19 protein-coding genes and 1 pseudogene are annotated in these 20,038 nt (G+C 54.2%); 13 read left to right on the plus strand and 7 right to left on the minus strand.

Annotation, left to right across the window (positions count from 1 at the left end):
- Positions 1 to 16: 16 nt before the first annotated feature.
- Together ACKF11_RS08570 and ACKF11_RS08575 are read right to left on the minus strand one after the other, a co-directional pair.
- Positions 17 to 609, minus strand: a pseudogene (locus ACKF11_RS08570) (radical SAM protein); the annotation flags it as partial.
- Positions 606 to 1,388 carry a ZIP family metal transporter gene (locus tag ACKF11_RS08575; RefSeq protein ID WP_407996714.1) on the minus strand — a complete coding sequence of 261 codons (783 nt, stop codon included), beginning with the start codon at positions 1,386 to 1,388 and terminating at the stop codon, positions 606 to 608. The pseudogene ACKF11_RS08570 and the gene ACKF11_RS08575, both read right to left, overlap by 4 nt.
- Positions 1,389 to 1,674: 286 nt before the next feature.
- On the opposite strand from ACKF11_RS08575, the gene ACKF11_RS08580 reads away from it, so the two are divergent.
- Positions 1,675 to 2,340 carry a PEP-CTERM sorting domain-containing protein gene (locus tag ACKF11_RS08580; protein ID WP_407996715.1) on the plus strand — a complete coding sequence of 222 codons (666 nt, stop codon included), beginning with the start codon at positions 1,675 to 1,677 and terminating at the stop codon, positions 2,338 to 2,340.
- A 98-nt stretch (positions 2,341 to 2,438) separates the two neighbouring features.
- Positions 2,439 to 4,751 (plus strand): TonB-dependent receptor domain-containing protein, encoded by a 2,313-nt coding sequence (locus ACKF11_RS08585; RefSeq protein WP_407996716.1) that lies wholly within the window; start codon positions 2,439 to 2,441, stop codon positions 4,749 to 4,751.
- A 164-nt stretch (positions 4,752 to 4,915) separates the two neighbouring features.
- Here the strand turns inward: ACKF11_RS08585 and ACKF11_RS08590 are convergent, their stop codons facing one another.
- On the minus strand, positions 4,916 to 5,077 hold the full coding sequence (locus ACKF11_RS08590) for a hypothetical protein (protein WP_407996717.1): 162 nt from the start codon (positions 5,075 to 5,077) through the stop codon (positions 4,916 to 4,918).
- A 160-nt stretch (positions 5,078 to 5,237) separates the two neighbouring features.
- Here ACKF11_RS08590 and ACKF11_RS08595 point away from each other — a divergent pair, with 160 nt between their 5' ends.
- The 10 genes from ACKF11_RS08595 to ACKF11_RS08640 all read left to right on the plus strand — a co-directional run bounded on the left by ACKF11_RS08595 (position 5,238) and on the right by ACKF11_RS08640 (position 14,421).
- On the plus strand, positions 5,238 to 5,900 hold the full coding sequence (locus ACKF11_RS08595) for a PEP-CTERM sorting domain-containing protein (RefSeq protein WP_407996718.1): 663 nt from the start codon (positions 5,238 to 5,240) through the stop codon (positions 5,898 to 5,900).
- An 81-nt stretch (positions 5,901 to 5,981) separates the two neighbouring features.
- Positions 5,982 to 6,605, plus strand: coding sequence for a PEP-CTERM sorting domain-containing protein (locus ACKF11_RS08600; protein WP_407996719.1), 624 nt, complete (start codon positions 5,982 to 5,984; stop codon positions 6,603 to 6,605).
- A 39-nt stretch (positions 6,606 to 6,644) separates the two neighbouring features.
- A complete protein-coding gene (locus ACKF11_RS08605; RefSeq protein WP_407996720.1) occupies positions 6,645 to 7,262 on the plus strand; it encodes a PEP-CTERM sorting domain-containing protein in 618 nt (205 codons plus the stop codon).
- Positions 7,263 to 7,313: 51 nt separating this feature from the next.
- Entirely contained in the window at positions 7,314 to 9,698 is a 2,385-nt protein-coding gene (locus ACKF11_RS08610) for a TonB-dependent receptor domain-containing protein (protein ID WP_407996721.1), read from the plus strand.
- Positions 9,699 to 9,747: 49 nt separating this feature from the next.
- Positions 9,748 to 10,791 (plus strand): hemin-degrading factor, encoded by a 1,044-nt coding sequence (locus ACKF11_RS08615; RefSeq protein ID WP_407996722.1) that lies wholly within the window; start codon positions 9,748 to 9,750, stop codon positions 10,789 to 10,791.
- 13 nt (positions 10,792 to 10,804) lie between these two features.
- Positions 10,805 to 11,644, plus strand: coding sequence for a heme/hemin ABC transporter substrate-binding protein (locus ACKF11_RS08620; protein WP_407994978.1), 840 nt, complete (start codon positions 10,805 to 10,807; stop codon positions 11,642 to 11,644).
- 23 nt (positions 11,645 to 11,667) lie between these two features.
- Positions 11,668 to 12,744 carry a FecCD family ABC transporter permease gene (locus ACKF11_RS08625; protein ID WP_407996801.1) on the plus strand — a complete coding sequence of 359 codons (1,077 nt, stop codon included), beginning with the start codon at positions 11,668 to 11,670 and terminating at the stop codon, positions 12,742 to 12,744.
- An 8-nt stretch (positions 12,745 to 12,752) separates the two neighbouring features.
- Positions 12,753 to 13,580, plus strand: coding sequence for a heme ABC transporter ATP-binding protein (locus ACKF11_RS08630; RefSeq protein ID WP_407996723.1), 828 nt, complete (start codon positions 12,753 to 12,755; stop codon positions 13,578 to 13,580).
- Complete coding sequence (locus tag ACKF11_RS08635) at positions 13,558 to 13,923, plus strand: VOC family protein (protein WP_407996724.1); 366 nt, start codon at positions 13,558 to 13,560, stop codon at positions 13,921 to 13,923. The genes ACKF11_RS08630 and ACKF11_RS08635 overlap by 23 nt, the downstream gene beginning before the upstream one ends.
- A gap of 75 nt (positions 13,924 to 13,998) precedes the next feature.
- Positions 13,999 to 14,421: a cupin domain-containing protein gene (locus tag ACKF11_RS08640; RefSeq protein WP_407996725.1), complete on the plus strand. Its 423-nt coding sequence runs from the start codon at positions 13,999 to 14,001 to the stop codon at positions 14,419 to 14,421.
- Between the two features lie 71 nt (positions 14,422 to 14,492).
- On the opposite strand, the gene pgeF is transcribed toward ACKF11_RS08640, so the two are convergent.
- Entirely contained in the window at positions 14,493 to 15,227 is a 735-nt protein-coding gene (gene pgeF, locus ACKF11_RS08645) for a peptidoglycan editing factor PgeF (RefSeq protein WP_407996726.1), read from the minus strand.
- Positions 15,217 to 16,281, minus strand: coding sequence for a 23S rRNA pseudouridine(1911/1915/1917) synthase RluD (rluD, locus tag ACKF11_RS08650; RefSeq protein WP_407996727.1), 1,065 nt, complete (start codon positions 16,279 to 16,281; stop codon positions 15,217 to 15,219). Before rluD ends, pgeF begins: the two co-directional genes overlap by 11 nt.
- Before the next feature lie 86 nt (positions 16,282 to 16,367).
- On the opposite strand from rluD, the gene ACKF11_RS08655 reads away from it, so the two are divergent.
- Positions 16,368 to 17,171 (plus strand): outer membrane protein assembly factor BamD, encoded by an 804-nt coding sequence (locus ACKF11_RS08655; protein ID WP_309565423.1) that lies wholly within the window; start codon positions 16,368 to 16,370, stop codon positions 17,169 to 17,171.
- Between the two features lie 193 nt (positions 17,172 to 17,364).
- On the opposite strand, the gene der is transcribed toward ACKF11_RS08655, so the two are convergent.
- Together der and bamB are read right to left on the minus strand one after the other, a co-directional pair.
- On the minus strand, positions 17,365 to 18,861 hold the full coding sequence (gene der / locus ACKF11_RS08660) for a ribosome biogenesis GTPase Der (protein WP_407996802.1): 1,497 nt from the start codon (positions 18,859 to 18,861) through the stop codon (positions 17,365 to 17,367).
- Positions 18,861 to 20,033 carry an outer membrane protein assembly factor BamB gene (bamB, locus tag ACKF11_RS08665; RefSeq protein WP_407996728.1) on the minus strand — a complete coding sequence of 391 codons (1,173 nt, stop codon included), beginning with the start codon at positions 20,031 to 20,033 and terminating at the stop codon, positions 18,861 to 18,863. The genes der and bamB overlap by 1 nt, the downstream gene beginning before the upstream one ends.
- Positions 20,034 to 20,038 lie beyond the last annotated feature (5 nt).

Genomic DNA, 20,038 nt, shown 5'->3' on the forward strand with positions numbered 1-20,038 from the left:
CCGGGCATTATTGCGTTCAATCCCTTACCGGCGGAGCAGCCCATAGTCGTGACCGTCTGAATTGACAATCTGCACTTCCACCAGATCGCCCGGCTGCAAACCATCCGCACCCGCAAGATAAACCACTCCATCAATCTCCGGAGCATCCGTTGCCGTACGGCCAATCGCTTGGTCGCCATTTACCTCATCAGTCAATACGGTACGGTTTCAATGCGCCCAATCTTGCGTTTTTGCTTTTCAGTGCTGATGCTTTCCTGCACTTCCATGAATCGCGCCAAACGCTCCTGCTTCAACGGCTCTGGCACATGATTACCCAGCGCATTCGCTGCAGCGCCATCCACTGCAGAATAAGCAAAACACCCTACCCGATCCAGTTGGGCTTCCTGCAGAAACTCAAGCAGGTGTTCAAAATCCTTATTCGTTTCGCCGGGGAAGCCGGCGATATAAAGTACTGCGGATGGTGATGCCGGGGCAAATGTCCCGCCAGGCCTTGATGCGCGCCAAGTTATTCTCGCTGCTGGCCGGCCGTTTCATCGCCTTGAGGATGCGCGGGCTGAAATGCTGCAATGGCACGTCGAGGTAAGACAGAATCAGTCCATCCGCAATCAGTGCACCAACTCGCCCGCTAGCCATATGGACGCCACGCCCAGCCCGATGAGGCCAACCTGCTGCAAGGTCGCACGCAATTCCGTCCGCTTGTGCAACCCGGGAATCAAGTCTGCGACAGCTACGTATATCATGCTGGCGGCAGCCAACCCAAGAATCGTGGGAATCCAGCCTTGCACCAAGCCTAGGGCGAAATAAGCCCCCACAGCCCCGACCAGGGTCGCCATGCTCGACACCAGGTTAAACAGCAATGCCTGCTGCTTGCTATACCCTGAATGCAGCAAAATCAGGAAATCACCCACTTCCTGGGGAATTTCGTGGGCGATGATGGCAACCGCAGTGACGAATCCCAGCCGCACATCCACTAAGAAAGCAGCCGCGATCAACACCCCATCCACGAAATTATGGAAAGTGTCGCCGATCATGATCATCAATCCGCTACGGCCATGATCATGATCCCCATGCTGGTGGTGATGAGCATCTACCGCATGCGCCTCACATGCTTCACCATGACAATGGCGCCACAACACCAGCTTCTCCAGCATGAAAAATAGCAGGATACCCAGCAGCACCGTAGCCGACATCACCTCAAGGCTGCTTGATATCTGAAATGCATGCGGGAGGATTTCGAGGAATACCGCCCCAAGCAACGCGCCTATGGCATAACTGATCAACATGGGCATCCAGGCGGCCTTGGCCTTGAGTGCAAAAAATGCCGCAGCGAGCACACTCAATACTCCGCCGGCGACACTCACCAAAATAATCATGAGCAATATGGACATAAGAATGAATTATAAGGGACACCTCAATTTTTATGAGCATAGCCTTGCGTTTTTTATAAAACCCATATAATGTTAATGCTAATAATTATTATTTGTAGTTGCAGGTAGATCCCTTACCTCCCCCCTACTGGGAAACTACCATGACTCCGGATAATCATCTTGCTCATAAAGAAGATTATCCATTTGCCCCGACGGTGAGAGTCCGTGGGGTTTTTTGTATGTAGTTGAGTACTAGCGCCTTCTCGGGGAAGGGACTGTCAGGTGCTCTCAAGCGAGGAATAAATCAATGAAAATGACAACCACATTTGCTGCTTTGGCTTTGGCTGGTAGCGCATTTTTCAGCAGCCAGGCTTTCGCTGCCGACAATGTTTGGTACGAAGACTATCCATGGGGTGACGTTGCAAATGCCACCGATTATGCCGAATGGAATACATTCGTTGGCAGACGCGATGCAACACCGCAATACGGCAGCAACGGCTACGTCAATGCGCAAGCTGGAGTATTTGTTACCAGCACTGGAAATCTCTATCACTTCACCAACAACGATGCGACTTACAACTTCCAGTTGACCAGCATTGGCGCAGTTGGCGATGTTTTTGATGTGTATCTCAAGGTCAAGACCAATGGCTCCACCTTCCTGCCTACAGCCACGCTTGACGGTGTATCAGCGACTAAAGTCACTCAATTCTTTGATGTTGTGGAATTTGAAGGCATGGGTTCTGGCTACGTGGAAGAAGCCTACTGGGTTTGGCAAGACGTCACGATTACCAGTGTAAACCAAGTATTCAACTTCAATGCCATTGCAAAATCCCACGTAGGCCTGGATCAACTGGCCCTTGCTACTGTAGCTGTTGCTGCCGTGCCTGAGCCAAGCGCCTACGGCATGATGGCAATCGGTCTAGGCATCCTGGGCTTCATGGGCAGCCGCTCCCGCCGCAAGAACATCGCCTGATCGTCATAATACTTCCGGCATTCACCGATACCGGCAACTGGACATAATGTCCAGATGCCGGTTTTTCTCGCCCATGCTCCAGCTCAATGCAGCCCATCATGAAAACCTTCCAAAAACCTGGCTATTTTCGCATCGCCTGCGCAGTGATGCTGTTTTTGCCAGTGTTAACAGGCTTGCCGGCACTAGCTGCCGATCAACAGCAAACCACTCCTGCAGTGGCAGTGGAGTCGACAGAAAATAAATCAACATTCAATAAGAATGAGAGAAAGCCATCCACTACGCGCCCCTCTTCAAAACCTCTCCCTCCTGAAGCCACAGTACTGCCGGAAGTCGGCGTCAGTGCCAGCCGCATTAAGCAGGATGCCGTCACTATCGACCGAACTCAAACCATTACGACCATAGAGGCCAAGGAACTGGAAAGAACGCAACCAGCCACTATTTTCGAGGCTGTTCAAAATGTGCCCGGTGTAACATTTGAAGGCGGGCCTCGACCAAGCGGCATGTCTTTCAACGTGCGAGGCTTTGCAGATAATGAAGACGTTCAAGTCCGTGTGGACGGCATCCCGAAAAGCTTTGAAAAATACCGGTTTGGCGGCACTTTTGCCGAGCCGGAACTATTGAAATCCATTGAGGTGCAACGAGGGCCGCAAATCTCCAGTGGCTCAGGCTCCATAGGCGGAACCGTCCTGCTCAGGACGAAAGACGCTGCCGACCTGCTGAAGCCCGGCCAGCGCTATGGCGCGCGCCTGAAATTTGGATACGCCAGCAATAACGATGAATTCCAGAAATCCTATCTTGTGTATGCACGCCCTCACGATGCAATTGATATTTTGTATAACCGCGCCTATCGAAACTCCAACGACATTACTCATGCTGACGGCAGCAAGCTTGAAGCGTCCAATGTAGACTCAACATCCCAACTCCTGAAAATCAGTATCTTCCTTACGGATACGCTCGAGCTTTCCACATCAGCCGTATTACTGGAAGAGTCCGGATTGCAACAATACGATGCAATAGGGGCGAATCCCGACTTATTCGGCAACGTGGACCGCACGATAGAAGACTACAGTATCTCTGAAACCATCCGCTGGAATCCCAACCATCCTTGGATCAATCTTGTTGCTACCGTGGGCAAAGGTCATACAAAAATGGACGACAATTGCTACTATGCGATCAATGTAAAATGCACAAGGAATTTAGGCACGAGATATGATCATTTGAAGTTTAAAAGTACGACGATCGACATTGCCAATACTGCTGATATTTTCAAGCAAGACACACTCAGCCTGTCATTATTGACCGGGTTGCAACACCGTAGCATCAGCAAGGAAATCAGCAGGACCTATTCACAGAACAGCAGCTGCCGTGACCCGCTTCGTGATCCGAACTACTCTTGCAATGACGGATTCTGGGCTGCAAGCGTTTCTGGTAAAAATACCTACTCTGCCTTTTACGTCCAACCAAGACTGCAAATCGACCGGCTGGGCATCATTCCCGGTGTCCGCATCGACCATTATGAAATGAAAATTCTGGAGCCTCGCGTCAAAAACCATCTGGCAGAAAAAGGCTTGTCCGACAGCATCAGTTTTACCCATAAAACTTACAGCCTTGGCCTGACTTTTGACTTAATTCCCAGGCAACTGACCTTGTTCGGAAACTATGCCCAAGGATTCCGTCCGCCATCCACCAATGAATACTTCTCATATTCGAGTGCAGCTGACTTTCCTTACAACGGCTACGATGGCGGCGAAGGAAACTGCGCAACCCCATCTACCAACTACATCTGCGGAGACGTATACAAGCTACAGAAGAGCGAATCACGTGAAATTGGCTTGAGCTATGAAAACCCACGCTTATTCAATAGTGAAGTGCAATTGATTTCAAAACTGACCTATTTCGAGATAGACACTGATCACCTATTACGCTCCTTCAGCATGGATCCAACCACAGGCATTGCAACGCAAGACGGTAAAGAAAAAAGAAAAGGCAATGAGTTCGAAGGGAGTCTGCTATACCGCGACTTCTATGCCCGGGCTTCCTTTTCCAATACTTGGGGTACAGAAATCAACAATGAAGAGCAATCGGCAAAACTTTATCGCATTCCCGCAAAAACCTTCAATTTGACCATGGGCACTCAGATACTAAAAAATCTGGGCTTCAATATCAGCTATAGAAAAGTATCTCCCCGCATGGCGTATATAGGCACTTCCGGGCTTAATATTCAGGACGGATACGAAATATTCAATGCAGGACTGTATTGGATCGCCGCCCCGAATCTTGCTTTTCGCTTGGTTGGTGAAAATATCAAAAACAAGGACTATTACCTAAATGCAAGCGGGGACCTTGGCGGATTCCAAGGCAACCGCGCCGCAGGCCGCAATATCCGCTTCATTACTGAAATAACCTTCTAATTTCAAATGCAAATGTATGTATATTGCTATTGCATCACTCAATGATAATTGTTATCATTTGTTTTAATGTTGCTATCAGTATGCAAGTATCATTCAAATAAGAAGCGGATAGATTTAACCTTATGTTGCCAGCAAAAGCCCCTGTAAAGACTTGCCTAATCAACCTATTGGATGAGTTGGTTGAGCATGATGGCTTCGGCAGCCTCAAGGTCGATATACGCCTGCTGCGTCGCGGGCAAAAAGAAATCATCATTGATTGCGGCAAACAGTACCGCTTTGTCGTGGACTTCCAGCCCGCAAGCAATGATCAGGATAAAAGCCAACATAACACGGCCGATTAATGGAATTGGTTTTCTGACCGTACCCGTTCATAGGGTGATGGTCATTGATTGCTCGACGGTGTGGGTCCGTGAGCCTAAATGTTGAATTGAATGTCTACGCCTTCAAGGGGAAGGGGTTGGTGGCATTCACTTTATAAAGGTATTCATGATGAAACTTTCAGCTTTAGCTCTCGCTACAGGTTTGGCATTCAGCTCTTCCGCTTTCGCAACTGTCAATGCTTGGGATTCCGCAAGCACACCTTGGGGTTCTGCAACAATTACAGACTACGCAGAATGGAATGAGTTTTCTTGGGACAGCGTAAGTGGCAACAACTTCACTGACGCGACCCCGGATGTGGCAGGCAGCGGCACTCTGACTGCTACTGGCACCCCTATCATCACATCCACCGACAATATTTACAGCTGGCAGGAAAATGCCATTTCCTACAACGCTGTGTTGAACACCTCAGCCACTGGAGTATTTGACGTTTATCTGCGTGTTGCTGTTGCAGGTCTTGAGCCATCCACCACAGCCTATCTGAACGGTGTGGCAGCCACAGCCGTAGAAACATTCTACCAATACAATGGCACTCAATTCGGCCTGGTCGATGCTGAGCGCGAATACTACTTCCTGTGGAGCGATGTCAGCGTTAATAGCAATCTCACCTTCACATGGACTGACCTGACAGCCCATACAAGCCTGGACCAATTGGCCCTCGCCACTGTTGCGGTTGCAGCAGTTCCTGAGCCAAGCACCTATGGCATGCTGGCACTCGGCCTCGGCGTGCTTGCCTACGCTGGCCGTCGTTCCCGCAAGAACAACGCCTAAACGCTAATCAACTAAAAGCAATATCACTAGCCCGTACTTTGTGCGGGCTAGTATCTTTATATTACATCGGGGTAATACATCATGACTTTTTCCATAAAAATGGCGGCTATCGCCTTGGCAGTAGGTACGACATTCGCCACGACATCGTTCGCTGCTACCAATGCTTGGGATTCCGCAACGCCATGGGACGACTCCCTGGTTGTGCAATATGCCGCTTGGGATAACTTTGCGTCTTCATTCCACAATACAACGCCAGAATATGGCGCAGGCGCTACGCTTACCGAAACCAGCACCCTGGCTTCCCTTACCAGCACCCAGAATATTTACAACTCTTTTGGCGTAAGCAACTTCATCGCCATCCTGCTCGGCTCGCCAACCGCCACCGGCACATTTGACGTTTACCTGCGTGCAGCTACCACAGGCACCCTGCTCAATACAGAAGCGACCCTGAACGGCGTATCCGCCACTTTGGTAGAAACCTTCCTGTTGTCAGGCCGTGGCGTAGAGCAAGAAGTTTATTGGAAGTGGAGCGATGTATCTGCAGCCGGTATCTATGTCTTCAATTTTGGTGCAGCTGAAACACACCTGAGCCTTGATCAACTCGCATTGGCCGTCGTTACCGCCGTACCGGAACCAAGCACCTACGCAATGCTCGCATTGGGTCTAGGCGTTCTCGGAGCGACTGCCCGGCGCGCTCGTAAGTAATTAGTCTTCAATTATTTTATTAAGTTAGGTATTAAAACAATGAACACAACATTATCTTCGATCGCATTGGCAACCTCTTTGATATTCAGCGGCTCCGCATTGGCGGCTGGCGGCGTCTGGGACTCTGCTGCACCGTGGGGTGATGCTGAACCAGTTCAATTAACAGAGTGGAATACTTTCGACACCTTATCCGGCGATTCCACCCCCGAAATTGGCGCAGGCACCATCAACCTTTCTCCTGCTGGTTTCACCTTCCAAAATGGTGATATCTATACCCTGTTCAGCCTGCCAACCATTACCGCCACCTTGGCTGGTACTGCAGGTGTTTTTGATGTGTACCTGCGTGTAGCCACTCAAGGCAACAGCCTGGCTTCCGAGGCTTCGCTTAACGGTGTTGCCGCCAATAGCATCCTGGCCTTTACCGATGGAGCAGATCAAGGTGCCGGTAGCGAGCAAGAACTGTATTGGGTTTGGAACAATGTAACAGGTGCAGATCTGTACACCTTCCAGTTCAAGGCTGCCGAAGCCCACATCCTGATCGACCAGGTAGCCCTGGCCACGGTTGCAGTAGCCGCCGTGCCCGAGCCCAGCACTTACGCCATGTTGGCTCTTGGACTGGTCATGCTCGGTGCTGCAAGCCGCCGTCGCAAGAAGTAAGTTTATTAGTTAGCCGTATGCCCGGCATGCATTTCACATGCCTGGTTTTGCTTGAACATTTATTTGGTCCTTCCTTATCCCATCATGACAATTGCCAGCTCCATCATGTCGAACCGCGGCACACTATTGGCACTTGTTTTATTCTCTGCCTTGCTACATCAGCCATTGCTCGGCCTGGCAGAAGAGTCTGAGGAAGATCAAGAACAACCTATTAAAAAAGTAGCTCCTACCCCAACATCTACACCAGCTCCGTCCGCCAGAAGCAATCCTCAAGATACCATTTTGCCGGAAACCAGCGTCAGTTCTTCCAGAATTCGTGACGTACGCATCAATAAAACACAGTCCATTACCAAGATAACTTCAGAAGACTTGGAAAGACGGCAAGTCTCGACTGTATTTGATGCTGTCAGGAATACTGCTGGCGTCAGTATCGATGGCGGGCCTCGCCTGAACGGCATGAGCTTTAATATCCGCGGATTTGAAAGCAATGATGTTGCAGTATCTGTAGATGGCGTATTGAAAAACTATGAAAAATACAGATCAAAAGGCACTTATATTGAACCTGACCTGTTGAAAACCATAGAAATCAGGCGTGGGCCGCAAATCAATAGCAACTCCGGCTTTTTAGGCGGTGCCGTCATTACCGTCACCAAGGATGCCGAAGACTTTCTTCGTCCAGGACAAATGGCAGGTGCAAGACTCAAATTTGGTTATGGCAACAACAATAACGAATACCTGCGCTCATATCTGGCTTATGCGCGTCCGCATGACAAAATTGATTTGATATACAACTATACCAATCGCCAGTCCAACAACATCATGCAGGGTAATGGCGAAGAACTTGCATATTCCAATCTCAATATCGTTTCTGAGCTTTACAAGATCACATTATTCCCGATCGACTCCCTGAGAATATCTACTTCACTCGCCAAGCTCACTCAAGGGGCGACCGTCCAGCAATACGATACACTGTCCCAGTTGGGTTCGGGCTTTTCCACGCCCTACGTGCTACGTGCGATTGATGAGGAAACCATCTCCCAAACTTGGGAATTCACGCCAGATACAAAATGGATAAACCTTAAGGCCAGCATAGGCACAGGACACACTGATCAGGACGAGACAACGCCAAGAGGCTGGCAAGGTAATGATACCAACCCGCTTCCCAACAACAGCTATTGCGATGGCAATTTTATTTTACGAAACAGCATCACCAATAATCCAATCATCCCATCCAACCCTAACAATACTGCGCGTGATAATGCCAGAATCTGTCGTGGAGACCGTTTGGATGCCTATCAATTCCACAATACTAATTTTGACCTGGCGAATACCGCTCAAATCTACGAAACCGATGGATTCGGCCTCAGCTTGTTGACCGGCATCCAATATGCCAAGCAAAAAACTGAGACTGAGCGCAGTTATGACAACCCTGCTTCCATGCGCTGGATGACGCAAGATGCCAACCCTGTCGCCTCATCCATCAAAGTGAGCACGGCGTTTTATATCCAACCGACAATACAAATCAAGCGGTTGACTATTACGCCTGGCTACAGAAAGGACTATACATCCTTAGAGGCGCTGGATGCCAATCGAGAGGCAATGGAGAAATCCAATCAACGTCATAAAATCCACGTCAATGAAGAAATCTATAATTTGGCGTTAGCCTATGACCTAATCCCAAAAAACCTCGTTATTTTTGCTAATTACGGGCAAGGTTTCCGTCCGATTTCTGCAGGCAACGCCTTCCTGATCTCCGGGTATGTTAATGGAGAACCAGCAGGCAGCTCAAGTCAATGTCCTAGAGACCATTCATCTTGCGACAATATATACAAGACCCAAAGGATCGAGAGCTCCGAAGCTGGTATCAATTACTCTACGAATCGACTGTTCAATCAACCTATCCAGCTAACATCCAAAGCAACTTTCTTCCATAGCCACACAAGCGACTCCGTCGTGGGTATCAGCAGCAACGCCCCAATCTACGGCACTCAAGTGCGCAATGGCTGGGAGTTTGAAAACAGCTTAAATTACAAAGCTTTTTATGCTCAAGCTTCCTATTCGCGGATTGCAGGAAAAACCTTGCTTGAGTCGGGGCAGCGCATACCAATCTACACCTTGCCTGGTAATGTTTTTAATCTCACATTAGGGTTTAGCATCACCTCAACGTTCGACTTCAACATCAATTACAGGCGGATATCGGACAAGCGTATTTTAAGCGGCTCAACAAATGGCATTAATGGTAGTCAAGGAACGCAAGACGGTTATGAATTATTCAATGCTGGAATACGCTGGAGCCCCTCTCAGCACCTGACTTTCCGCTTGGTCGGGGAAAACCTGGGCGATAAGCAATATAATCTTGACGGTGGTTTCGCCGGCGATCTCGGCCTACCCGGCCCTGGACGTAATATCAAATTCTATACAGAGCTTATCTATTAGCTCTATCATCAAATTATCAACTCATTTAGATCAAACCAAAGGAGTTATCATGAATCAATTGGCGACAACCGAACAGCAATACCAGGCCTTCCACAATGCCAAGAAGGAACAAAAACTGCGCAACCGTGAAGCGGCGCAAGCCATCGGCATCAGCGAAGGACAGGCCATCGCCAACGCCATCGGCCGCGAGACCGTACGCCTCAAGGGGCCGTTCCATGAGATCATCGCGGAAGTGCCAAAGCTGGGCCGCGTGATGGCGCTTACCCGCAATGAAAGCACCGTGCATGAGAAAGTCGGCACATACGAAAACGTATCGTTCGACCATGTCGGCCTGGTTGTTGGCCCAGACATCGACTTGCGCATTTTCTATTCGCAATGGAAGCATGGATATGCAGTAACCGAAGAAACCGAAAAAGGCACCCAGCGCAGCCTGCAGTTCTACGATGCCACCGGCACGGCGATCCACAAGATCCACCTCAAGGATTTCAGCAATGTGGATGCCTGGAACGACTTGGTACAAAAATACCGCAGCGACGACCAGACGCCGGGCCAGGAAGTCGAGGTGGCCAAGCCTGCTTCCGCAGAGACGCCCGACAGTGAAATCGACCAGGAAGGCTTCAAGGCCGCCTGGCTAGCCATGAAGGATACGCACGATTTCTTCATGCTGTTGCGCAAGTTCGGCGTTGGCCGCACCCAAGGGTTGCGCTTGGCGCCTGAGGGCCATGCGTACAAGGTGGATAACAATGCCGCCAAGCAAATGCTGGAAGCTGCCGCGGCAGACGGCACCAGCATCATGTGCTTTGTCGGCAATCCGGGCAATATCCAGATCCATACCGGCCCGATCAAGAACGTGAAGGAACTCGGCCCCTGGATCAACGTGCTGGACGAGTCGTTCAACCTGCACTTGCGCACCGACCTGATCGTGGAAACCTGGGTTGTCAAAAAGCCGACTGAGGACGGCATCGTGACTTCGCTGGAAGTGTTTGATAAAAATGGCGAAATCATGGCGCAGTTCTTTGGCGAGCGTAAGCCGGGCAAACCCGAGCTCGAAGCTTGGCGCAACATCGTGGCCCAGCTGCCGACACTGAAATAATCAAAGGAAAGCAATGAAAATCCGCGCCCTGTTGCTCGCTACCGGCTTGATGTTCGGTAGCCATGTTGCTATTGCGGCTGAGAAGCTGCTGACGATAGGTGGTGCCGTGACCGAGATTGTCTATGCCCTGGGCAAGGGCGACGAAGTCATTGCCAATGACATCACCAGCGTCTATCCCCAGGCCGCCGCCAATAAGCCCAAGGTAGGCTATATGCGGACCTTGTCCGCGGAAGGACTGGTGTCTACCGGTGCGACGCTGATCATCGCCGAGGCTGGCGCAGGCCCCCGCAACGTGATCGACCAGGTGCGCAATGCCGGCATCAAGGTGCTGCAGCTGCAGGAAAATTCGCATACCCCGCAGCAAGTGGCAGCGGATATCCGTACCATAGGCAAACAGCTCAACGCAAGCAGCACGGAGCAACTCGCCAAGCAATACGAAGCTGCCTGGAAAGAGGCGGAAGCCAAGCTTGCAAAGCTGCCCGACCATCCTCGCGTATTGTTTGTCATGAATAATTCAGGGCGCGGCGCCCAGGCGGCCGGCGACGATACTGCCGCATCGGCCGTCATCAAGTTGGTGCATGCCGAGAACGTGATGGCTTCGCAATACAAAGGCTACAGGCCGCTGACCGCTGAAGCGCTGGTGGCAGCCGCTCCCGATGTGATCATCACTACCAACGAGGGGCTGGAAGCCAGCGGCGGTTTGCAGAACTTCCTGAAAACGCCGGGCCTCAATATGACGCCCGCAGGCAAGAACAACCGGATTGTCAGCATGGATACGCAATACATTCTCGGATTCACTCCCCGCCTCCCCGCCGCGCTTGTCGAGCTGGGGCAAGCCATTCGCAAGCAATGAGCGGAGCGGCACCCTCCTTGCGAATGGCCTTGCCTGCAAGCCGTAGCCTGCAATTACGCAGCCGTGTATTGATCGGGCTGGGCGTGACACTTTTCATCCTCGTCGTACTGGCGGCAGGCATAGGCGCGGTCAGCATTGCGCCGTTGGACGTCGTCAAGCTGTTGACCAGCCCGCCCGGGTCTGCCGCATGGCAATCCATTCCGCAGGAGCACATGCAGCAAGCCATGGTGCTGTGGAATATACGCCTGCCCCGCCTGGCCCTCGGCATACTCACCGGCGCGGCATTGGCCGTATCCGGCGCGGCGATGCAGGCACTGCTGCGCAACCCGCTGGCAGAGCCCGGCTTGGTAGGCGTTTCGGGAGGAGCGGCCCTGTTTGCAGCGCTGGCCATTGTGCTGGGCGGCGCCTGGATGGCGGCATTGCACGACGTTATCGGCGAGTTCGCCCTCCCCATCTTCGCCTTCATCGGCAGCCTGATTGCCACTATCCTGATTTTCGTCATTTCAACGCGCCAGGGGCGCACCTCGATCGCCCTGATGCTGTTGGCCGGGATTGCCATCAGTTCGCTCTGCGGGGCGCTGATCGGCTTGATGACGTTTATCGCCTCGGATTTGCAGATGCGTTCGCTCAACTTCTGGTCCTTGGGCAGCCTGGGCGCCGCCACTTGGCCGATGGTCACCATGGTGGCTTGCCTGAGCGGCAGTTCCGTCCTCATCCTGCTCAAGCAATCCAGCGCGCTCAACACGCTTGCGCTCGGCGAAGTGCAGGCCAGTCTGTTGGGGGTTTCCGTACGCCGCCTCAATCAGGTATGCATCGGCGCGATTGCGCTTGCCGTGGGCGCCGTGGTGTCGGTGACGGGCATCATCGGCTTTATCGGCCTGGTGGCGCCGCACCTGGTGCGGCTGGCGATTGGCCCGGACCAGCGCCTGGTCATGCCGGCCTCCGCACTGGTAGGCGCCATCCTGGTGCTGCTGTCGGACTTGCTTGCGCGCACGATTGCCGTGCCGACGGAGGTGCCCGTCGGCATCATCACCGCCCTGCTCGGGGTGCCCTTCTTCCTCGCGCTGCTGTTCCGCATGCGCCGCAAAATCGGGGTATAGGGATAGTCATGCTGAAAGTCATCAATACCGGACTCGATATTGGCAGCAAGACATTGCTGCGCGATATCAACTTCATGATTCCACCAGGAGAGCTGGTGGCGATCTGCGGTCCCAACGGGGCCGGCAAGAGTTCGCTCATCCGCCTGCTGTCGGGGGAATTGAAGCCCAGCCAAGGCGAAGTGCATTGGGGCGACAAGCGCCTATCCGAATGGAATTTGCTCAAGCTCGCGCGCCAGCGTGCGCTCATGCAGCAACAGGCCGAAGTGGGCTTTGCCTATACTGCACTGGAAATCATCCTATTGGGGCGTCATCCGCACCATCAAGGTGCAAACCGCCCGCAGGATTACCAGATCGCCATGGCGGCCATGCAGGAAGTCGATGCGGCCCATCTGGCCGAGCAGGTGTATACCACCCTCTCGGGAGGGGAGCAGGCGCGGGTGCAGATGGCGCGCGTGCTGGCCCAGATATGGGAGCCAGGCGAAGGCCCCAGGCTGCTCCTGCTGGACGAACCCACCGCGGCACTGGATCCACGTCAACAGCACCGCATTCTCGAGATCGCCCGCAAATGGGCGGACAAGGGCGATGTGGCAGTAGTCGCCATCGTGCACGACCTCAATCTTGCCGCCCAATATGCCGACCGTATTGCCTTGCTGCGCGACGGCAGGCTGCAAGCAATTGACCGGGTGGAAGCCATCATGACGCCCGCCATGGTCGAAGCCTGCTTCGACCTGCCCTGCATACTGCTCAACCACCCTGATGGCGGCACGCCCATGATCGCCGCACGCCGGCACCATTCCCAATGGAGGAAGCGAGATGAGCACGCTCAAGACCATTGAAATCAAGGCATTCGTGCCGGCCAAGGATTTCCAGCTTTCCCAGCAGTTCTACCAGGATATCGGCTTCGAGAAGCGTTCTGAAGGCGGCGGCATCGCCTATTTTTGTTATGAACATTGCGCTTTCCTGCTGCAGGATTTCTATGTACAGCCTTACGCGGACAATTTCATGATGCATTTGCTGGTGGAGGATGCGGATGCCTGGCATGAGCGTATCCGGCAGTCCGGCATAGCCGAGAAATATGGCAGTAAAATCTCAGAAGTGACCGACCAACCATGGCGTATGCGCGATTTTGTCTTCACCGACCCGAGCGGAGTGCTCTGGCGCATCGGCCATAATATCTAGCAAATACTCCTGGCCTGTTCCTTGCTTGATAAGCAATGTGTGACATTGCAATCTGCAAGAAAGGAATGGTGCCTCATGAAAAGCTTCTGGACATTATGCTGTATCGCCGGCCTCAATCTCCTCAGCACATCGGCCATCGCCGCTTCCGAGCAACAACTGCAAGTCGAGCCGGTGCTGCGCAGCGTCAAGGCCTGGGATGGCAAGAACTACGCCAATTACCCGGGCGGCAAGCCGGAGCTGAGCGTGTTGCGCTTTATCATTCCGCCCAACACTTCCCTGCCATGGCATAGCAATCCTGTGCCCAATGTCGCCTATATCCTTTCCGGCGAAATCACCGTGGAAAAGCATGGCACCGGCGAAACATTGCACCTCGGCCCAGGGCAGGCGCTCCCCGAAATGGTGCATGCCGTGCACCGTGGTTATACAGGCAATAGCCCTGCGGTATTGATTGTGTTCTACGCGGGCGGCGAAGGCATTCCATTACTGGAAGAGCAATGATCGAAGCAGTACAAGGCAAAGAGTATAACTTCAGGAAATTTTATCAGCTGTCCTAGATATTTATTTTAGCGTTACTCCAGCCAGATCAGGCTTGCCATACGACCTGCGGCCTGGTCGCGGCGGAACGAGAAAAAACGCCCGGCATCATGATAAGTGCATAGGCCCCCGCCGTAGGTTTCTGTCACGCCGACGTTCGCCAAACGCTGCCGCCCTAGCTGGAAAATATCGCCCAGCCATTTTCCGGCAGGAGCGCGCTTGAAGGCCTGCTCAGCCCTTGCGTCCTTTGCAATGAATGCCCCCCTCACCTCATCACCCACCTCGAAGGCGTCAGGCCCAATGGCCGGGCCCAGCCAAGCCAGCAAGTCGCTGCCGGGCTTACCCATTTCGACGACCGTCTTCTCTATCACGCCATCCAGCAGGCTGCGCCAGCCCGCATGCACAGCAGCCACGATGGTGCCTGCCTTATCGCAGATCAGTACAGGCAGACAATCCGCCGTCATGACGGCACATACAGTGCGACGGGTGCGGGCAAAAGCGGCATCGGCATCAGGCGCGCAGCTGGCGATACCTGCATCCACCACCGTGATGCCATGCACCTGGTTGAGCCATACCGGCTCCGTGGGCACGTAGCAGTTCAGGCGCTGGCGGTTGGCCGCCACATCCAGCGGCGCATCACCGACATGCATCCCCAGGTTCAGGCTGTCGTAAGGTGATTTGCTGATGCCGCCCGCACGCGTGGTTTGCAACGCCCTGACATTGGCCGGCGCGGGCCAATCTGGAACAATCAAGTCTTGGTCATTCAGCATCCTCGTCCTCCTCGAACCAGTCATCGCCTTCTTCGTCGTCATACTCATAGGCGAATTCGTCGTCATCGACGTAGAACGCATCCGCCTCTTCCGGCGGCACGTTTTCGGCGCGGATCGCTTCCAGCAGCACCTTCATGTCAGCGGCAAGCTCGACTTGCCACTCCATCGGTTCGCCAGTCGCAGGATGCTTGAGCCCAAGCCGGATGGCGTGCAACGCCTGGCGCTTGAAATCGAGCAATACGCTCCTGAGATTGTCGGAGATATGGCGTAGCGGCAGAATGCCGCGTATGCCGTAGACCGGATCGCCGACGATAGGCGCCTTGAGGTGCTGCATATGTACACGGATCTGGTGCGTGCGCCCGGTTTCGAGCAGGCAGCGCATATAGGTATGCACGGAAAAGCGGTCCAGCACTTCATAATGGGTGACTGCGGGCTTGCCCATGCGGTTTACGGCCATCTTGGTGCGGGCGTGCGGATGGCGGCCGATAGGCTGGTCTACCTTGCCGTTGCGCCACACCTGCCCCCAGACGATGGTGCGATACTCGCGCTTGACGGTGCGCGCCTGCAACTGCCTCACCAAGTTTGTTTGCGCAGCCAGCGTCTTGGCAACGACCAGCAGGCCGCTGGTATCCTTGTCCAGCCGGTGCACGATGCCGGCCCTGGGCACGTCCTTGAGCTGCGGCGCATGGTAGAGCAAGGCATTGAGCAAAGTGCCGCTCCAGTTGCCTGCCGCGGGGTGCACCACCAGCCCGGCAGGCTTGTTGATCACCAGGATATGCTCGTCCTCGAACACCACGTCCAGCGGGATATTCTCGGGCTCGAAAGCCAATGCCTCCGGCGCCGTTTGCGGCGTGATTTGCACTTGCTCCCCGCCCCACACCTTGAATTTGGCTGTGGGGGTTTCTTCGGCGATGGTGACCAGCCCATCCTTGATCCAGCCCTGTATGCGCGAACGCGAATGTTCAGGCATCAGGCGTTGCAGCGCCTGGTCCAGGCGCATGCCTCCAAGCTCCTGGGTAATTGTGAGAGTAATAGGCGTTGCGGTGTTGCTCATCGGTTATAATCAATCATTATGCGCTGCGCCAAGGCGGCGGCATTGTGTTAAACGGCACCCACAACCTTAATCATGGATTTTTGTAAATGAAGCATAGTTTAGCGTTAATTGCAGTACTCTGGCTCACAGGCTGCGCGATTTTCGGCTCGCCGACGGAGCTGGATGAAACGAAGGGTTGGCCGGTGCAGCGTATCTATGCCGCTGCAACGGAAAACATGACCACGCGCGACTATGAAAAAGCCATCAAGTATTTCCAGATCCTGGAATCCCGTTATCCGCATGGCCGCTATGCCACCCAGTCACAACTTGAAGTGATTTACGCGCATTACAAGAAAAACGATCCTGCCGCCACGATGGCCGCGGCAGACCGCTTCATCAAGCTGCATCCCAACCACCCGAACGTGGACTATGCATACTACATGAAGGGCCTGGCCACCTTCAACGAACGCGGCGTCATCGAAAAACTCACCAAGCAGCAAATCAGCGACCGCGACCCCAAGTCGTTGCGCGAATCCTTCCTTGCCCTCAAGGAGCTGGTGAACCGCTTCCCCAACAGCCGCTATGTCAAGGACGCCACCTTGCGCATGAGCTATCTGGTGAATTCGCTCGCCCAGCATGAGCTGCACGTCGCCCGCTACTATATGAAGCGCCAGGCTTACGTGGCTGCGGCCAACCGCTGCAAATATGTCATGGAGTTCTACCCCGACACGCCCCATATCGAAGAAGCCTTGGTGATCCTGATCAGCGCCTACGACGCCATGAACATGGATGACCTGCGCGACGACACCAAGCGCGTGCTGGCACAGAACTATCCCAACAGCCCCATGCTCAGCAACAATGTGCCCAAGGACGAACGTGTCTGGTGGAAGTTCTGGGAAAGCCTGCTGTAGGGCCGTTAACAAAACGCTTCCGGCGTTGTTGCCCTGCCTTGCCGTACTCTGCTTTTACTGTCTGCGGCAGGAGCGCCTAGCCAAGTCTTTTCGCTAAGTTTTGTCAGACGCTTTTAATACGCTCACATAAAAACATGGCCGGGCATTGCCCGGCCAATAATTCGCTAACTCTCTTTCCTAGCAGACATTCAATCTACTTCTTGGTCGCTGCCGGCTTTCTGACATTCCGTGCATTTGCCACCACGCCAGGCTTTTTCTTCACCTTGCGCCCTTGATTCTCGTTCTTCCGTGCATTCAAGGCGGCACGTTCCGCAGTCTTGCGCCTGCGCATGCTCACGATGCCCTCTCCCTGCTTGCGTTCTTCCGGCTCGGCAAAAGGATTGTTGCCCTGGTTGAACTGCACCCGCAGCGGCGTGCCGGTCAATTGAAACGCCTTGCGGAATATCCCGGCAAGGTAACGCCTGTAACTGTCCTTGATGCCGTCCACATGGTTGCCGTGGATCACCACGATAGGCGGGTTGCTGCCACCCTGGTGCGCATAGCGTAGCTTGGGGCGTATGCCCTTGCTGATCGGCGGCTGGTGCTGCATGGTCGCATCCTCCAGCACCCGGGTCAGTTGCGGGGTTGAAAGCTTGGCCATGGCAGCCTTGTAGGCGCCATCGACGGAACTGAACAGTTCGCCCAGGCCTTTCTTGCGTAATGCGGAAATATAGTGGAACTTAGCAAAATCGAGGAATTGCAACTTGCGGTCGATCTCGCGCTTGATCCACTCGCGCTTGTCCTCTTCGAGGCCATCCCACTTGTTCACGGCCACCACCAGGGCGCGGCCACTGTCCAGGATGTAAGCCGATACGTGCGCATCTTGCTCGGTGATGCCTTCCTGCGCATCGACGACGAGGATGGCGACATTGGCCTCCTCGATCGCCTGCATGGTCTTGATTACGGAAAACTTCTCCACCGCCTCGAACACCTTGCCGCGCCTACGCACGCCTGCCGTGTCGATAATGGTGTAATGCTTGCCGTTGCGCTCGAGGTCCAGATAGATCGAGTCGCGGGTGGTGCCGGGCTGGTCGAATGCAATGACGCGCTCTTCGCCGAGCAATGCATTGACCAAGGTGGACTTACCAACATTCGGGCGGCCCACAATCGCCACCTTGGGCACCTGGTTCGCCTTGGCCTCTTCTTCCTCATCCGGTTCAGGGAAGTTTTCCAGGGCCAGTTCGACAAGGTCGCGCACGCCCTCGCCATGGGCTGAGGAAATAGACAAGGGATCGCCCAGGCCAAGTTCGTGGAACTCGGCACTGGCAATCGCGCGCTGCATGCCTTCCGTCTTGTTGACGGCCAATAGGATAGGGCGTTGGCTCTTGCGCAGACGTTCGGCAATCACCTTGTCTTGCGGCGCCAAACCGTTGCGTCCGTCCACCAGGAAAATCACCACGTCGGCTTCATCGATCGCCAGCAATGTCTGGCGCGCCATTTCCTTGAGGATGCCGCTATCCACCAATGGCTCGAAACCGCCGGTATCGACGACCAGGTAGGGTTTGCTTCCCACCACGCCGCGGCCATAGTGCCGGTCGCGCGTCAGCCCCGGCAGGTCCGCCACCAGTGCATCGCGGGTTTTGGTCAGACGGTTGAACAGGGTCGACTTGCCCACATTGGGCCGGCCTACGAGGACGATGGTCGGCAGCATCATTGCGGAACTACTGAAACAGCATACAGACCGCCCTTGCGGGTCTGGACTAGGAAACCATTGGTGCCGATAGCAACCGGCTGAGGCATGATGGCGCCTTTTTCCGTTTGCAATCTGGCAACGAAATTACCTTCATCCCGGTCCATGAAATGGATATAGCCCTCGACATCGCCCACGGCCACTACACCGCCCATAGGCAGCGGCGCGCTCAGCAGGCGGTTCTTGAGATCGGGCTGGCGCCAGAAAGTACGGCCGCTTGAATAATCAAGCGCAAACACTGCGCCGGACGCATGCGAGACATAAACACGGGCTTCTTCCGCGCCCAGGCCGGTATAGCTCGAAATGTCACGATTCCAGGTGACCCGCCCGGTCGTACGCTCGACGGCTGCAACACGGCCTTGATAGGCGACTGCATATACCAGCGGGCCATCCACGACCGGCAGGCTGGTAATGTCGGCGATACGCTCCAATTCCGTCGTTCCCTTTGGCAAGGCCACCGATGCCTCCCACAAGGTCTTGCCGTCCTCGGCCCGCAATGCAACAAGCTTGCCGCCCGCAAAACCAGCATAGACAGCGCCGTCGGCAATGGTCACGCCTGCACTACTGCGCAGTGTCAGGGTTGGGGTCGCGCGCTCGTATACCCATTTGCGCGCGCCGTCCTTGGCATTCAAGCCAAAGATCCGGCTGTCGCCGCAACGTACCACCACCACGCCGTTATCCACTTGCGGTGCGCTCAAGACCTCGCTGCTGACCTTGGACTTCCACAACAGTTTGCCTTCGAGATCGTATGCCAACACATAGCCCTTGGGCGTCCCGACCAGCACCAATTGGCTGCCCAGGCCGACGCCGCCCGTGAGCGCTTCGCCGGCATTGATCTTCCAGACCTGCTTGCCGCTGATCGCATCAAATTTGGCGATTTCGCCGTTGCCGCTTGCGGCATAGACAAACCCTTCAGCCGCTGCCGGGATAAAGTCGGCAAGGCCTGAGTCGCCCAGCTTGGCAGACCAGACAATCCTCGGCTTCAAGGTAGGCTTGAAGTCAACCAGCTCTGCTGGCGGATCCGCCTGGTCGCGCCCGAACATGCGCTCGGATATATCGGTCTTGAGGTCGGTGATCGTGGTGCAACCGCCCAACACCAGGGCAGCGGCGACCAGCAATGAAATTGAACGCAAACTTA

It is taken from the genome of Methylobacillus draconifructus (assembly GCF_045984385.1).
In the GTDB taxonomy this organism is placed as follows: Bacteria; Pseudomonadota; Gammaproteobacteria; order Burkholderiales; family Methylophilaceae; genus Methylobacillus; species Methylobacillus flagellatus_A.

Coding starts and splice junctions, on each gene's coding strand:
- ACKF11_RS08575 (WP_407996714.1), bottom strand. CDS start 1,388: ATGTCCATATTGCTCATGATTATTTTGGTGAGTGTCGCCGGCGGAGTA.
- ACKF11_RS08580 (WP_407996715.1), top strand. CDS start 1,675: ATGAAAATGACAACCACATTTGCTGCTTTGGCTTTGGCTGGTAGCGCA.
- ACKF11_RS08585 (WP_407996716.1), top strand. CDS start 2,439: ATGAAAACCTTCCAAAAACCTGGCTATTTTCGCATCGCCTGCGCAGTG.
- ACKF11_RS08590 (WP_407996717.1), bottom strand. CDS start 5,077: ATGTTGGCTTTTATCCTGATCATTGCTTGCGGGCTGGAAGTCCACGAC.
- ACKF11_RS08595 (WP_407996718.1), top strand. CDS start 5,238: ATGATGAAACTTTCAGCTTTAGCTCTCGCTACAGGTTTGGCATTCAGC.
- ACKF11_RS08600 (WP_407996719.1), top strand. CDS start 5,982: ATGACTTTTTCCATAAAAATGGCGGCTATCGCCTTGGCAGTAGGTACG.
- ACKF11_RS08605 (WP_407996720.1), top strand. CDS start 6,645: ATGAACACAACATTATCTTCGATCGCATTGGCAACCTCTTTGATATTC.
- ACKF11_RS08615 (WP_407996722.1), top strand. CDS start 9,748: ATGAATCAATTGGCGACAACCGAACAGCAATACCAGGCCTTCCACAAT.
- ACKF11_RS08620 (WP_407994978.1), top strand. CDS start 10,805: ATGAAAATCCGCGCCCTGTTGCTCGCTACCGGCTTGATGTTCGGTAGC.
- ACKF11_RS08625 (WP_407996801.1), top strand. CDS start 11,668: ATGGCCTTGCCTGCAAGCCGTAGCCTGCAATTACGCAGCCGTGTATTG.
- ACKF11_RS08630 (WP_407996723.1), top strand. CDS start 12,753: ATGCTGAAAGTCATCAATACCGGACTCGATATTGGCAGCAAGACATTG.
- ACKF11_RS08635 (WP_407996724.1), top strand. CDS start 13,558: ATGAGCACGCTCAAGACCATTGAAATCAAGGCATTCGTGCCGGCCAAG.
- ACKF11_RS08640 (WP_407996725.1), top strand. CDS start 13,999: ATGAAAAGCTTCTGGACATTATGCTGTATCGCCGGCCTCAATCTCCTC.
- pgeF (WP_407996726.1), bottom strand. CDS start 15,227: ATGCTGAATGACCAAGACTTGATTGTTCCAGATTGGCCCGCGCCGGCC.
- rluD (WP_407996727.1), bottom strand. CDS start 16,281: ATGAGCAACACCGCAACGCCTATTACTCTCACAATTACCCAGGAGCTT.
- ACKF11_RS08655 (WP_309565423.1), top strand. CDS start 16,368: ATGAAGCATAGTTTAGCGTTAATTGCAGTACTCTGGCTCACAGGCTGC.
- der (WP_407996802.1), bottom strand. CDS start 18,861: ATGCTGCCGACCATCGTCCTCGTAGGCCGGCCCAATGTGGGCAAGTCG.